13 protein-coding genes are annotated in these 14026 nt (G+C 61.7%); 11 read left to right on the top strand and 2 right to left on the bottom strand.

Annotated elements, in window-relative coordinates; translation table 11 throughout:
• The 11 genes from VGG22_11945 to VGG22_11995 all read left to right on the top strand — a co-directional run bounded on the left by VGG22_11945 (position 1) and on the right by VGG22_11995 (position 12052).
• Complete coding sequence (locus VGG22_11945; GenBank protein ID HEY1729079.1) at positions 1 to 666, top strand: succinate dehydrogenase/fumarate reductase iron-sulfur subunit; 666 nt, start codon at positions 1 to 3, stop codon at positions 664 to 666.
• Positions 666 to 2336 (top strand): FAD-binding protein, encoded by a 1671-nt coding sequence (locus VGG22_11950; GenBank protein HEY1729080.1) that lies wholly within the window; start codon positions 666 to 668, stop codon positions 2334 to 2336. Before VGG22_11945 ends, VGG22_11950 begins: the two co-directional genes overlap by 1 nt.
• Positions 2333 to 3853: a class I adenylate-forming enzyme family protein gene (locus VGG22_11955; protein ID HEY1729081.1), complete on the top strand. Its 1521-nt coding sequence runs from the start codon at positions 2333 to 2335 to the stop codon at positions 3851 to 3853. The genes VGG22_11950 and VGG22_11955 overlap by 4 nt, the downstream gene beginning before the upstream one ends.
• A complete protein-coding gene (locus VGG22_11960; protein ID HEY1729082.1) occupies positions 3850 to 4584 on the top strand; it encodes an enoyl-CoA hydratase/isomerase family protein in 735 nt (244 codons plus the stop codon). Before VGG22_11955 ends, VGG22_11960 begins: the two co-directional genes overlap by 4 nt.
• Positions 4581 to 5663: an enolase C-terminal domain-like protein gene (locus tag VGG22_11965; GenBank protein ID HEY1729083.1), complete on the top strand. Its 1083-nt coding sequence runs from the start codon at positions 4581 to 4583 to the stop codon at positions 5661 to 5663. The genes VGG22_11960 and VGG22_11965 overlap by 4 nt, the downstream gene beginning before the upstream one ends.
• Complete coding sequence (gene glmS, locus VGG22_11970; GenBank protein ID HEY1729084.1) at positions 5651 to 6082, top strand: methylaspartate mutase subunit S; 432 nt, start codon at positions 5651 to 5653, stop codon at positions 6080 to 6082. The genes VGG22_11965 and glmS overlap by 13 nt, the downstream gene beginning before the upstream one ends.
• Positions 6079 to 7485, top strand: a complete 1407-nt coding sequence (glmL, locus tag VGG22_11975; GenBank protein ID HEY1729085.1) for a methylaspartate mutase accessory protein GlmL — start codon at positions 6079 to 6081, stop codon at positions 7483 to 7485. Before glmS ends, glmL begins: the two co-directional genes overlap by 4 nt.
• Positions 7482 to 8963: a methylaspartate mutase subunit E gene (locus VGG22_11980; GenBank protein HEY1729086.1), complete on the top strand. Its 1482-nt coding sequence runs from the start codon at positions 7482 to 7484 to the stop codon at positions 8961 to 8963. Before glmL ends, VGG22_11980 begins: the two co-directional genes overlap by 4 nt.
• A gap of 99 nt (positions 8964 to 9062) precedes the next feature.
• Positions 9063 to 9554 carry a tripartite tricarboxylate transporter TctB family protein gene (locus VGG22_11985; protein ID HEY1729087.1) on the top strand — a complete coding sequence of 164 codons (492 nt, stop codon included), beginning with the start codon at positions 9063 to 9065 and terminating at the stop codon, positions 9552 to 9554.
• Between the two features lie 6 nt (positions 9555 to 9560).
• Positions 9561 to 11087: a tripartite tricarboxylate transporter permease gene (locus VGG22_11990; GenBank protein HEY1729088.1), complete on the top strand. Its 1527-nt coding sequence runs from the start codon at positions 9561 to 9563 to the stop codon at positions 11085 to 11087.
• Positions 11084 to 12052 (top strand): tripartite tricarboxylate transporter substrate binding protein, encoded by a 969-nt coding sequence (locus tag VGG22_11995; protein ID HEY1729089.1) that lies wholly within the window; start codon positions 11084 to 11086, stop codon positions 12050 to 12052. Before VGG22_11990 ends, VGG22_11995 begins: the two co-directional genes overlap by 4 nt.
• Here the strand turns inward: VGG22_11995 and VGG22_12000 are convergent.
• Positions 12033 to 13001, bottom strand: coding sequence for a 4-hydroxythreonine-4-phosphate dehydrogenase PdxA (locus VGG22_12000; protein HEY1729090.1), 969 nt, complete (start codon positions 12999 to 13001; stop codon positions 12033 to 12035). The two genes, VGG22_11995 and VGG22_12000, sit on opposite strands and share 20 nt — an antisense overlap.
• Positions 13001 to 13960 (bottom strand): tripartite tricarboxylate transporter substrate binding protein, encoded by a 960-nt coding sequence (locus tag VGG22_12005; GenBank protein HEY1729091.1) that lies wholly within the window; start codon positions 13958 to 13960, stop codon positions 13001 to 13003. The genes VGG22_12000 and VGG22_12005 overlap by 1 nt, the downstream gene beginning before the upstream one ends.
• Positions 13961 to 14026 lie beyond the last annotated feature (66 nt).

Genomic DNA, 14026 nt, shown 5'->3' on the forward strand with positions numbered 1-14026 from the left:
ATGGCGCACGCACGCATCGATCGGTTCGAAGCCGGACGGCGCTGGACGCAAGACTACGAGCTCGAGCTGCCTCCTCAAAGCACCGTCCTCGATTTGCTCTTCGAGATCCAGCAGCGCCTGGATCAAACGCTCTCGTTTCGCTATTCGTGCCGCAACTGGATGTGCGGAAGCTGCGGTATGCTCGTGAACGGCCGCGAGCAGCTTGCCTGCCGCACGCGTCTGGCCGATCTTGATGCGCCCGCCGTGCAGATCGCGCCGCTGCGCAATCTTCCGGTCGTCAAAGATCTGATCGTGGATCTCGCGCCGTTCTTCGAGAAGTGGAACGCGGTCGGCGTCGCCTTCCCGGATCAAAGCCAGAAGCCGATTGCGAATCCCCAGAAGACGCAGCAAACGATCGATGCGCATTCCGACTGCATTACGTGCGGCTTGTGCTACTCCGCGTGCGACGTGCTCAGTCACGCCTCCGATTTTCTCGGTCCCGCCGCGCTCAACCGCGCATATACACTGCAGCTCGATGCGCGCGACGTCGCGCACCAGAAGCGCGGCGCGACGATTGCTGCCGACGGCGGCGTCTTCCGCTGTCACTCGATGGGACAGTGCACGAACGTTTGTCCCAAAGGCCTCGATCCGCTCGCCGCGATTGCGGCGCTCAAGCGAGGCGCGTGATGGAAGAGCTCGAGACCGACATTCTCGTTCTCGGCAGCGGCGGCGCCGGCCTGATGGCCGCGCTCTACGCGCTGGATACGAATCCGAAGCTGAACGTCACGCTCGCGACCAAAGGCCTTTTCGGGAAGAGCGGCTGCACGCGCATGGTCCAAGGCGGCTACAACGTCGTCCTCAGTCCGAACGATTCGACCGAGCGGCACTTTCAAGATACGATGCTTGGCGGACATTGGCTCAACAATCACATCTTGGCGCGCACGCTGGTCGAAGATGCGCCGGTCGTCGTCCACGAGATGTGGGAAAAGGCCGGCGTGCGTTTCGCGCGCGACAAAGACGGCAATCTGCACCAGAAAGGTCTGGCCGGACAAACCTTCGATCGCACGGTGCATCACGGCGATCTCACCGGCATCGAGATCGTCTCGCGCCTCTCGGAACAAGTCCGCGCGCGCGGAACGCGAATTCTCGAAGAGTGCCGTGCCGTCGATCTGCTCGTGGAAGACGGCGAAGTCTTCGGCGCCGTGCTTTTGCCGGCGCGCACCGGCGAGTTCATTGCCGTTCGCGCCAAGATCACGGTGCTTGCAACCGGCGGCTCGGCGCCGATCTTCAGTGTCTCGTCGGCCTCGCTCGAAAAGTGCGGCGACGGCTACGCGCTTGCGTACCGCGCAGGCGCGACCTTGATGGACATGGAGATGAGCCAGTTTCATCCGACCGGACTGGTTGCACCCGGTTCGCGCTTCAACGGCAGCGTCATCGCTGAAGAGCTGCGCGCTGCCGGCGGCCATCTCTATAACTCCGAGAACGAACGCTTCATGGGCAAGTACAATCCGCGTTTTGAAAAAGCGACGCGCGACGAAGTCTCGCGTGGATGCTATTTCGAAATTGCGGCCGGACGCGGAACACCGAACGGCGGCGTGTGGCTCGACGTTTCGCATCTGGGTGCAAAAGCGGTCGAAGAGCTTTTCCCCGGCATGCTCGAGCGCTGCTTTTTGATCGGGCGTGATTTGCGTAAGGAGCCGATCGAAGTTTGCCCGACCTCGCACTTCGAGATGGGCGGCGTGCGCATCGATCGCGATTGTCATTCGGATTTGCCGGGCTTGCTCGTCGCGGGCGAAGACTCGGGCGGCGTTCACGGCGCAAACCGGCTGGGTGGAAACGGCGTTGCCGATTCAACCGTGTACGGCCGGCGCGCAGGTTTGCGCGCGGCGAATACCGCCCTGGAACGCCGCATGAAGAAGGTCGATCCGTCGCGTTCAATTTCGGCGGCGCTTTCGCCATGGGAACGCACCGGCGGCGAGCAGCCGCAGGCGCTGCACGCCGAGTTTCGCGACGTGATGTGGACGAAGGTCGGCGTGGTTCGTGATGCCACGGCAATGAGCGAGGCAATCGACGCATTGCAAGCGTTGCAACAACGGATCGACCATGTATCAGTGACGGGTTCGCGTGCATACAATCTGACGTGGCAATCCGCGCTCGACGTCCGCAACGCCGTGACCGTCGGTCAAATGGTGGCCCAGTGTGCGCTCATCCGGCAAGAAAGCCGGGGCGCGCACTACCGGAGCGATTTTTCGAGTGAAGACCCGTCGTGGACGAAGAATCTCACGGTGCGGCTTGAAAGCGGTCAGATGCGTTTTGGCGAGCAAGAAGTCGTTCGGGAGCCGGCAGCCGCGCGATGAACCGCGCTGCGGGCGTCTCGCCGCTTAGCGGCGTCCGCTATTGGGCGCGTCTCGACCCGTCGCGCGAGGCGATCGTCGACGGCGGCGTGCGGCTAACATACGCGGACCTGCTCGCGCGAGTTGACGCGACCGCTGCGTACTTTCAATCACGCGGCGCGCGACGCGGAAGCATCATCGGGATGTCGCTCCGCAACACGCTCGATGCGCTCGTCATTCCGCTCGCGGCAGCCGCGCTCGGCGCGCAAATCTCGCCGGTCAACTTCCGGCTGAAGGCGCGCGAGCTCGGCAACATCGCTGCGCACCTGAACGCAACGGTCTTCGTGTACGGCGACGACCTTGCCGATGAGATGCAGCGCGCAAACCTGAACACGAAGCCCGCGTTCGTTGCGCACGCCGACTTCGAGGTTGAGCTGCAGGCGTTCGAAGGCAAGCGCGCGGGCGACGGCTTTGCGACGCCCGCCGATGCCTTCACGCTGATGTGGACGTCAGGGACGCGCGGTCTGCCGAAGCCGTGCCGCGGCTCGCTCGCTGCGCGCATGAATTGGATCGCAACCTTTCCGTTTGTGTACGGCGTGCGTCCGCACGACAACTATCTGGCCGTGATGCCGGTCGTGCACTCTGCCGGGATGACGTTTGCGCTCGCCTATCTGAACTTCGGCGGCACGGTGTTTCTGTGCGCGCATTTCGATGCGTGCGAGACCTGGCGCCTGATTCGCGAGGAGAAGATCGACGCGGGCATGTTCGTGCCGTCGATGCTGCAGATGTTGATCGAGGAGGATCCGTCTCCCGAAACTCCGGTGCCCGAAACGTTCCGCACGATGATCACGGCAGGTTCGCGCATCCGTCCCGCACTGCACGCGCAAGTCCTCGAGCGTTTTCCGAACCGGCTTTTCACGTATTACGGCTCGACCGAAAGTCCGAGCATGACCGTCTTACGTCCGCACGAGCAAGCCGCGTATCCCGAGTCGGTCGGCCGTCCGTATTTCGGCGTCGAGCTGCAAGTGCGCAATCCCCGCATGCTGCCGGATTATCCCGTGCGCGTCGGCGACATCGTTGCGCGCAATCCGTATGCGATGGATTCGTACGCCGTCGAAGGCGTCCCGATCCCGGTTTCGCGCGACGGCTGGATCGAAACCGGCGACATCGGCTATTTCAACGAGGACGGACTCTTGCACGTGTTCGGACGTGCAGCCGACGTCATCATCAGCGGCGGTCTCAACATCAGCTTGCCTGAAGTCGAGCGCGTCATCGCTGCGCACCCACTAGTGAAAGAGGTGGCCGTCGTCGGCATCGAGGACGAACGCTGGGGCGAGCTGCCCGCAGCCGCGATCGTCCCGATCGACGCGCGCGATGCCAACCGCATCATCGAAGCCATCGATGCCCATTGCCGCAGCGAGCTGGCAGGCTACAAGCGCCCGCGACACATCATCACGCTCGCGGAGCTGCCGCGCACGGCCTCAGGCAAAGCTTCGGTTTCCGAGATTCGCACGCTAATCGCCGTACGGGTGCAAGCATGAGCGAGCACGTCACGTACGCAACGCGCGAAAAAACTGCAATTCTCACCCTGAACCGCGCGGACAAGATGAATGCGCTCACGCCGGAGATGCGCGGCGCGCTGCTCGAGTATCTTGCGCAAGCCGAGACCGATGCAAATGTCGCGGCGATCATCTTGCGTGCCGAGGGCGAGCGCGCGTTTTGCGCCGGCGCAGACTTGAGCGAGCTGAAAACGCGCACCTGGAAAACGGAGATGAGCGACGCCGCCAAGCTGCGGCGCGCATTGCCGCGCACGCTCGAAGAGATGGGCAAGCCCGTCATTGCAGCACTGCACGGTTACGTTCTCGGCGCGGGCCTCGAGGTTGCGATGGCGTGCACGATTCGTGTCGCGGCCGATACGGCGACCTTCGGCTTACCGGAGCTCAAGCACGGCGTCGTCCCGGGCAGCGGCGGCACGCAGCGCTTGCCGCGTCTCGTCGGAATGAGCTTTGCGATGGACATGATGCTCACGGGACGCTCGCTCGACGCGCAAACCGCGCTCAGCGTCGGGCTCGTGAGCCGGGTCGTACCCGCCGCGCGATTGCTCGATGAAGCGCACGCGGTTGCCGAAACGATTGCGAAGCTCGATCCGTTTGCGGTGAAAGCCGCCAAAGCCGCGACGCTGCGTTCGTTCCGCCGCGACCTCGACTCCGATATCGAAGAAGAACGCCGCTGGTTCGCGCTTTGTCTCGTGGAGAAAGAGTCGCAGAAGTGATCGCGGTCGATCGGATCGAGCAACTCCGGGCGTGGCGTCTCTCGTTGCCGCTCACGCGGCCCTATCATCTCTCGCTCGGTGCGATCGAGGCGTTCGATACGATTCTCATCGAAGCGAGCGACGGACGCCACTCAGGAGTTGGGGAAGCGACGTATCTCACCGGGTACACCGACGAAACGGTCGACGCGGCTTGGGAAAGCGTCAAAGAATTATCTGCGCTCGTCGCCGGCAAGACCGCTACTGCAGCGCGCGCCCGTCTGGGAGATCTGCTTTCGAGCGCACCGTTCACGGTGACGGCGTTCGTTACGGCGCTCGACATGCTCGAAGAGAAGCCGCTCCTGCGCGTGGACGAGCTCACGCGCGTGCCGCTGCTCACGCTGCTCCAAGCCGAGACCGGCGCCGAGATCGAAACGGAGATCGCGGCTGCGATCGAGCGCGGCTTTTCAACCCTGAAAATCAAAGTTGGTTTCGACGCCGATGTGGATCTGGGCCGCGTCGCGACGATTCAGCGCATCAATCGTGGACGCTGCGCATTGCGTCTCGACGCCAATCAAGGTTATACGCGCGAGGATGCGATTCGGTTTTCCACGTCGCTCGATCCCGATGCGATCGAGCTTTTCGAACAGCCCTGCGATAAAAGCGATTGGGACTCTGCCGTCGCGGTTGCGCGCGTTTCGAACGTCCCGATGATGCTCGACGAATCGATCTACGGTGCTGCCGACATCGAACGCGTCGCGCAGCTCGATGCGGCGCGCTACGTCAAGCTCAAGCTCATGAAAGCCGGCTCGGTCGACACCTTAGCGCGCGATCTCGCGAAGATACGCGCGCTGGGTATGGAGCCCGTGCTCGGCAACGGTGTTGCCTGCGACGTGAGCAACTGGATGGAAGCCTGCGTCGCGCGCGGCCTCGTAACGAACGCTTTGGAATCGAACGGATTCCTCAAACCTCGCCGTTCGTATTTGAAAACGCCGCTACTGTTCGAGCGCGGTGCGATCGTCTTGGAACCGAACTGGACACCCCAGCTCGACATGGATGCCGTTCAAGCGCAAGTCCAGGCACATACGGAATGCCGGGCCTAGGCCGCACGCTCGTCACCGGAGTTATCGGATCCGACACGCACATCGTCGGGAATCGCATTCTCACGATGGCGCTCGAGGAGGCCGGCTATAAAGTCGTCTCGCTCGGTGCGTTGACGCCGGCCGGGGAATTCATCGCAGCGGCGGTCGAGACGAATGCCGACGCAATCCTCGTCAGCTCGCTCTACGGTCAGGGAGAGCTCGATTGCCGCGGCTTTCGCGAATTGTGCATCGAAGCCGGATTGCAAGATATCCTCATCTACGTCGGCGGAAATCTCGTGGTCGGCAAGCAGCCGTGGGAAGAAGTCGAGCAACGTTTTCTCGCAATGGGCTTCGATCGCGCGTTCCCGCCCGGCACGCGAACCGAAGACGTCGTTGCGATTCTTGCACAAGATTTCACCGCACGGGAAAAAGTCGGATGAACGCGCACGCTGCTCTCTTGATCGATTTCGGCAGCACGTACACGAAGCTGCGCGCCGTCGATCTCGACGAGGCTCGCCTGATCGGAACCGGTCAAGGTCCCTCGACCGTGCGCACCGACATTCGCATCGGAATGCGCGCGGCGCTGAGCGACCTCGAGGCAAAGCTGGGCGCACTTCCGCGCTTTCGCTACCGCCTTGCGTCGAGCAGTGCGGCGGGCGGCTTGCGTATGGTGACGATCGGTCTCGTCCGCGAGCTGACCGTCGAAGCCGCGCGCCAAGCCGCGCTCGGCGCCGGCGCAAAGCTGGTCGGAACGTTCACCAACAAGCTCACGCGCAGCGACGTCGAGGCGATTGACGCGCTTGCGCCCGACATCATTCTTCTCGCCGGCGGAACCGACGGCGGGAACACCGAGGTCGTCGTCCACAACGCGAAGATGCTGGCGCAGATCAAGACCGATGCGCCGATCGTCTACGCCGGTAATCGTGTCGCAGCCGACGATGCGCGCGAGCTTCTCGCCGGGCGCAGCTTGACGGTCGCCGACAACGTGATGCCCGAGCTCGGGAAGCTTGCATCGGAATCGGCGCGCGATGCGATTCGCCAAATTTTCATTGCGCGCATCGTGCACGCCAAGGGAATCGATCGCGCGCAAGAGATGTTCGACGACGTTTTGATGCCGACGCCCGCCGCCGTCATGGAAGGCGCGCGATTGCTCGCAGACGGCGCCGGCGGCGAACCGGGACTCGGCGAGCTGCTCGTCGTCGATCCCGGCGGCGCGACGACCGACGTTCACTCGATTGCAAGTGGCGAATCGAGCAGCGGCGCGATTCAGAAAGGCATGCCCGAGCCGCGCATCAAGCGCACCGTCGAAGGCGATCTCGGCATGCGTCACACTGCGGCCTCAGTCGTTGAAGCAGCGGGCGTCGAGCGGATTGCGCAGCAGGCAAACATTTCCGTTGCCGGCGTCGGCGCAATGCTCGAGCGCATCGCCGAGAACGTCGAGATGATTCCGCAAACGCCGGCGGAGCATGCCTTCGACCGCGCGTTACTTGCAACGGCGATTGAAATTGCGGTACGGCGGCACGCAGGAACGGTTGAGACCGTGTACACCACGATGGGACCTGCGACGGTTCAGTACGGCAAGGATCTCACACGTATCGAGTTCGTCGTTGCGACCGGCGGAGCGCCGATCCATCTCGGCGATCACGATGCGCTGCTCGAAGCCATGCGTTCGGCGCCTTCGGATCCACGCTCGCTGCGTCCGCGCGCACCGCATCTGTACCTTGACCGCGACTACATCTTATACGCGATCGGTTTGCTCGCCAGCGTCGATCCGCAAACGGCGCTACGCCTTGCGCGGCGTTCGATCACGCCGGCCGATCGCGCGAAAGAAGTCGCGCAGTGAGCACCGTCGCGCAAACACTGCTCTCGCAAGAACGGATCGCGGACGACGTGTTCGCCGCGATGCGGCGCGAAAATCTCGCGCGCTGGCCGACCGGCGCGGGCGTCGATATCGACGAGGCAGTCGCGTACCACAAGGGCATGCCCGACCACCGGCGCTTGGCCGGCGTTTTGCGGCGCGCCGACGCGGAGAAGCGAACCCTAACTCAGCCGCGCGGCGGTTTCGGTACCTTCGAGCTGCAGAAGAACCTCATGCAGATGCTCGATCGCGAGGGGCTCGCCGATATCGTCCCGACGACGACCGACAGCTATACGCGCAACGAACATTTTGAACAGGCCCAAGAAGGCGTCAACGAATCCGAACGGCTCGGACGTTCGATGCTCAACGGCTATCCGATGGTGAACTACGGCGTGCCGACCACGCGCAAGCTGATCGAAGCCATCGAAAAACCGGCCGTCATGCTGACCGGGACGTCGATGCCAAAACTCACCGGCGAGATCGGATTTGCTGCAGGCTACAACGGCTACCTCGGCTCCGGAATCGCGTACACGGTTTCGTACACGAAAGAGCTTTCCGTTGAGCAAGGCATTCGCAATTATCAGTATCTCGACCGCCTCGCGGCCGAATATCTCGCGCACGGCGTCGAGATCCACCGCCGCCAGCCCGGATTTTTGACGGGAACGAACATCCCGCCGTCGATTGCGATCGTCGTTTGTATTCTCGACATGCTGCTCGCGATGGCGCAGGGCGTTCGCAACTACGGCCTCGAGCTCGGGCAGACGCTGCATCTCATTCAAGATGCGGCGGCACTCGCGACCTGTCGCGAGCTGTGCGAGGAATATGCGCGCAAAGCCGGCCACGCGGACACGTTCACGCCAGTAACATCGTTGCATTGGATGGGCGCGTGGCCGCACGATGAAGCGCAAGCTGCCGCAATCGTCTCGTACGGCGGAACGCTGGCTGCGATCGGCGGCGCGGTCAGCGTGACGACCAAGAGCGTCCACGAAGCCTTCGGGATTCCAACGCCGGAAGCAAACTGCGAGGCTTTGCGGATGACGCGCATGGCGATCTATCTCGCGCGCAAGATCCGGCTCGAGGGGCTTCCCGAATACGAGTTCGAACGCGACCTGATTCGGCGCGAGGTGCGGCCGATCGTCGATCGGGTGCTCGAGCTAGGCGAAGGCGACGTCGCCAGTGGAACCGTTCGCGCGCTCGAGGCGGGGGTTCTCGACATCCCCTGGTCCCCGAACCGGTTCGTTCGCAGTCGCGTCATGCCGGCGCGTGACGTCGACGGCTACTTGCGTATTCTGGATGCCGCGGCGATGCCGTTTCCGAAAGACGTGCTCGCGGTGCACGAAGAGCGTCTGCGAAAACGTGCCGAGGCCGAGCACGTCGCATATGGACGCGACCTCGCGGTGTCGAGCGTCTACGAGCTCAGCGAGCCGATCGCGAAACTGCTTCCGTCCGAACGTAATCGTTAAGAAAACGTTTGCGATGCGTTCGGCAGGAAAAGCGCGATTCGTCATGGAGCATGACAAATGCTGCTGAGGGGTAGACTGCAGCGGTCGGCAGCCTATGCAGTGATCTTATGCTGCGCCGCCTATTTGTATTTTCTCGCGCAGCGTTTTCAGTTCGAGCTAGTGCCAGGGCGCGTCGGTCCCGACGCGTGGCCGAAGATCGTACTCGGCCTGCTGCTCGTGACGTGCGTCTGGCAGCTGGGAAGAATACTGATCGTCGGCGCCGCGCCGGCAGCCTCGGCTGACGATGAGCTTCCGCTCTCGGATGGCGGGGGCGATTACACGCACCTCGCGTTGCTTGCCATCGGCGTGACGGTCGTCTACGCGTACGTTCTGCCGGCTCTCGGATTTTTCGTTGCGACGGTGCTCTACATGGGCGCCATCGCCTACGTTAGCCGCTTTCGTCAAGTGGTGCCGCTTCTTGCAACGAGCATCATCGCGCCGCTCGTGCTGATGTTCGTCTTCATGAAGATCGTTTACGTCGCGCTGCCGCTCGGTGCCGGCCCGTTCAAAGCGCTCACGCTCGCGCTGCTCAAGATGCTCGGAGTGCACTGAGCTCGCATGGACGTGCTCAACAGTCTCGGCTCCGGCCTCCTGCATGTCTTCTCGCTCGGAGACTTTTCGATGTTGTTGCTCGGTCTCTTGATCGGGATGGCCGTCTCGATTATGCCGGGCTTGGGTCTCGTCATGGGCGTGGTGTTGGCGCTGCCGTTTACGTACCGCATGCCGATCGAGCCGGCGATCATCTTGCTGACGGCGATCTACGTTTCCGGAACGTACGCCGGATGCTTCACCGCGATCTTGTACCGGATTCCCGGCGAACCGATGGACGTTCCGCTGCTGTGGGACGGCTACAGCATGACGCAGCGCGGGGAAGCTGCAAAGGCTCTTGGTTGGGCGCTCGTCGCCGCACTCACCGGCGGTCTGATCTCATCAGCGGTGATGGTTGCGCTCGCGGTACCGTTTAGCAACGCGGCGCTCAAATTCGGACCGCCCGAATATTTTGCGGCAGTGTTCTTCGGATTTACATCGATCGCTGCGCTGGCCGGAAAATCGTTCGTCAATGCCTTCATCAGCTTGCTGATTGGACTCTGGATCGCAACGATCGGCGTCGATCAGACGTACAGTGCGCAGCGCTTCACGTTCGGCATGCCGGTTCTGATGGGCGGTTTGCCGTACGTCGTGATCCTGGTCGGCATGTACGGTCTCGGCGAGCTCATCAGCCGCGTCGGCCGGGGTCTTCCGAAGATCGAAAAACCGCCGGACGACGTCGCCGTCGGTACGTCGTTCCCGTCGCTGCGTGAAATGTGGTCGATCCGCTCGACCTTCATTCGCAGCAGCATCTTGGGCACGATTCTCGGGATCGTTCCGGGCGCCGGCGCGACCATCACGTCGTTCATCTCGTACGGCATAGAAAAGCAGTACGGCAAGCGCCGCGATCAGTTGGGCAAGGGCGTCCCCGAAGGGATCGTTGCACCCCAGATCGGTTCGACTGCATCGGTTGCCGGTCACATGATCCCACTCTTGACGCTGGGATTACCCGGCAGCGGTGCGACGGCGGTCATCCTCGGCGCGTTCTTACTGCATGGCGTGCAGCCGGGACCGCTGCTCTTCACGCAGCCCGATTCGAAGATCGTCGTCTACTCTATCCTCGCCTCGTTGTTCGTCGGCGTCATCGGCATGTGCGTGATGGGCTTCGTCTGGATCAAAGTGGTCGTCAAGGTGCTCAAGATACCGCAGCCGCTCTTGGTCGCGATTGTCATGGTCTTTTGCATCGTCGGCGCTTATGCGGATCGCAACAGCATGAACGACGTCTGGATCATCGTCGTCTTCGGCGTTCTCGGTTTTCTTTTCGAACGATTTCGGTTTCCAATCGCACCGATGGTGTTGGGCGTCATCCTCGGTCCGCTCGCAGAGAGCTCGTTCATCCAAACCATGGTGAGCTACAACAATGACTGGACGATTTTTCTGCGGCACCCGATCAGCGGGACGCTGATCGGACTCTCGATCGTCGCACTCGCCTACCCGCTGGTGCGCGAAATTCTGGGGCGCAAACCTAAACCTATTTTGCTGGGAGGGGAATCATGAAACGAACCACATTCACCGCGAGCATGCTCGGTGCGCTCGGCGCAGCGACGGTCGCTACGCCGCAGTTGGCGCGTGCAGAAGATGCGTATCCAAGCCGTCCGATCACGTTGATTGTTCCATGGGGGCCGGGCGGCGGCTCCGATCAAGTCGGACGCGCGGTTGCCAAGAATCTCCAAGACGTTCTGAAAGGGACCTCGATCCCCGTCATCAACGTCCCCGGCGCCGACGGTAACGACGGGATGGTCAGGTTGGCCGGCGGCGACGCCGACGGCTACACCATGGTCATTTTTATCGCGGACACGTTCGTCGGCAACATAACCGCGAAGACGCCGCCGGCTTGGCACTTGAGCGACATCACACCGCTCGCGATGATGAACACCATGCCGTTTGCATATTATCTTTCGAAGGACAGCCCATACAAGGATTGGGCCTCATTCGAGAAAGCCGCGAAGACTACGCAGATGCGCGTCGCCATCACCGGGTACGGAAGCGCGGAGGATATTGGAACCAAGTACTTTGCCAATAAGGGCGGCTTGAAACTTACACAGGTCGCATTTGCGAAACCGGGCGAACGCTATGCGGCGCTGCTCGGAAACCAGGTCGAAGTCATGTGCGATCCGATCGGCAATGTGAGTCATTATGTCGAATCCGGTCAGATGAAGCCAATTTGCGTCTGGGCCGAAAAACGTCTTGGGGTCGTCCCTTACTGCCCGACGGCGCACGAAGTCGGCTACAAGGTCGTCCTGGAAGAATGGCGCACCATCGCCGTCAAGGCGGGCACCGATCCGAAGAACGTGGCGTTTCTCGATCGCGCTTTAGCAAGCGCGTACAAAACCGCGGACTTCCAAGCGTTCTTGAAGTCGTCGTGGTCCGATCCCGACAGCTATGTTGCGGCGAAAGACCTGCCAGCGTTCTTTGCTGCGCGACGCAAGGACGTCGACACACTCATCGCAGCGACACACTGACCTTCGAGCCGCCGGCAAGGCGGCAAGCGATCTGGAACGTCTGCTTCACGCCGAGCGACTGCGCGATGCCTCGACCGGCGATGTCGTAGGCCGTTCCGTGACCGGGAGTCACGACGGGGAATGGGAGACCGCCCATGAGGGCGACTCCCTTCCCAAACCCAAGGAGCTTCATCGCAATTCCGCCTTGATCGTGATACATCGTCACGACCCCGTCGTACGAATGCGCCTGCGCACGTACAAACACAGAATCAGGCGGGAACGGACCGTCTACGTCAATGCCGAGTTGGCGGGCGTCGGCGATCGCCGGAGCAATGCTCTTGATTTCTTCGTCGCCGTAGAGGCCGCCGTCACCGGCGTGCGGATTCAATCCGGCTACCGCGATTTTCGGCTTCGTCTTTTTCGCGGGGGCAATGGTCCGATCGAGGAGTTGGATCGATTGCAGCACATTTTCTTTGGTGATCAGGTCAGGCACGTCACGAATCGAAGCGTGACCTGTGATGCGCGACATCCACATCGGTTCGAGAACGTAGATCCAGTTCGTATAGCCTTTGAAATCCAGTTGGGCGCAGAAAAACTCCAGATCGTCGTTTTCGCGTAGGCCGCCCAGATGCATCGCCTCTTTGTTTACCGGTGCGTAGAGAATTGCGTCGATCTCGCCGCGCTGCGCGGCTTGAATCATTTGCTTCCAGGTGTCAAGGACTTCAGAACCGGCAGTTGAGCTTACGCGTGCCTCACCGGCGCCTTCGGAAGGCCGCGATTTTGAAACGAATCGGGAAACCGCGGCTTTTGAAACGTTTGCGACCCGCTGTCCGAATTCGAGTACGGCGGGATCTCCGAACAAGACGATCTTCCCAATCCGATCGAGGTCGGGTTCTGCGAGAAAACGTGCCGTGATTTCGGGACCGATTCCATGTCGATCTCCCATCATCACGCCGATCGTCGGGGTCATTACGCTCCCTCAATTTCTTGTATCTGCTGCTGCGATCTCCGGTAGAAGGCCGGGACATCTTTTGCAGACACGTAGCTGTCTTTGGCAGACCAGGTGTAATCCATAAATTGCTGATAGTCAGCCGATTTATAGACGCGAGCAAACGCGTCGGATAAGAACGCAACGATGCGCGGGTCCGTCCCCGCCTTTACCACGAAGGAGCGCCAGAACAATGGTGCCACCTTGTAGCCGGCCTCGATCGCGGTCGGTACGCCCGGCATCTGGGGAACTCTCTTCGTGTCGAACACCATCACCGGCCGCATCTGTCCGCCCTCGATGTAGCGGCGAAGGTTGCCGTCGGGCTCGGTCATCAGATCGACCTGATTTCCCAGGAGCGCCGCGTAGCGTTCTCCGGGTTTCGCAAACGGAATCACCGTAAGTTTCACGCCCCTGCGGGCCAAGAATTTCGTGAGCAGATCTTCACAGCTGCCGAACCCGTCGATCGCGATTTTGATCTGCGTCGTTTTGGAGGCTTTCTCGAGATCCGCCCACGACTTGTACGGGCCGGTCGACGATACGAAATACGTGTACGGCTGACGATTCATCACCGCCAGCGGCGTGATGTCGCTCATATGCCACGCGGCCGAAGTCTTCGACGTCATGTTGCCGACGAACGTGTCCACGATGAACACGGCCATCGTGTAGCCGTCGGCGTCGCTGCCGACGAGCTTAACCATGCCGTCGTTACCGTCGGCGCCGGGCACGTTGATGACTGGGACCGACGTCCCTTTCAGGACGTCTTGCAGAGATTTAGCGACGGCACGTCCGACCTGATCGGAGCCGCCGCCGGGTCCCCACGGAACGATCAGCGTGATCGGACGGCTTGGAAATTCATCTGCTGCGCGTGCAATTCGGGGCGCGGCTACGGAAGCTGCGCCGAGCGCGCCGAGCATGCTTGTCGCGAACGAGGTTCGGTTCATAGGTCCTCGCAGTTCTGCCGGTAGGGCAGCATTTGTCAAGTTCCATGACGAATCTTTCTTCCGTGG

This window comes from Candidatus Baltobacteraceae bacterium (assembly GCA_036489885.1).
GTDB lineage: Bacteria > Vulcanimicrobiota > Vulcanimicrobiia > Vulcanimicrobiales > Vulcanimicrobiaceae > JAFAMS01.

Excerpts from the sequence above, each read along its gene's own strand:
- VGG22_11945 (HEY1729079.1), top strand. The coding sequence starts at position 1 with ATGGCGCACGCACGCATCGATCGGTTCGAAGCCGGACGGCGCTGGACG.
- VGG22_11950 (HEY1729080.1), top strand. The coding sequence starts at position 666 with ATGGAAGAGCTCGAGACCGACATTCTCGTTCTCGGCAGCGGCGGCGCC.
- VGG22_11955 (HEY1729081.1), top strand. The coding sequence starts at position 2,333 with ATGAACCGCGCTGCGGGCGTCTCGCCGCTTAGCGGCGTCCGCTATTGG.
- VGG22_11960 (HEY1729082.1), top strand. The coding sequence starts at position 3,850 with ATGAGCGAGCACGTCACGTACGCAACGCGCGAAAAAACTGCAATTCTC.
- glmS (HEY1729084.1), top strand. The coding sequence starts at position 5,651 with ATGCCGGGCCTAGGCCGCACGCTCGTCACCGGAGTTATCGGATCCGAC.
- glmL (HEY1729085.1), top strand. The coding sequence starts at position 6,079 with ATGAACGCGCACGCTGCTCTCTTGATCGATTTCGGCAGCACGTACACG.
- VGG22_11990 (HEY1729088.1), top strand. The coding sequence starts at position 9,561 with ATGGACGTGCTCAACAGTCTCGGCTCCGGCCTCCTGCATGTCTTCTCG.
- VGG22_11995 (HEY1729089.1), top strand. The coding sequence starts at position 11,084 with ATGAAACGAACCACATTCACCGCGAGCATGCTCGGTGCGCTCGGCGCA.
- VGG22_12000 (HEY1729090.1), bottom strand. The coding sequence starts at position 13,001 with ATGACCCCGACGATCGGCGTGATGATGGGAGATCGACATGGAATCGGT.
- VGG22_12005 (HEY1729091.1), bottom strand. The coding sequence starts at position 13,960 with ATGAACCGAACCTCGTTCGCGACAAGCATGCTCGGCGCGCTCGGCGCA.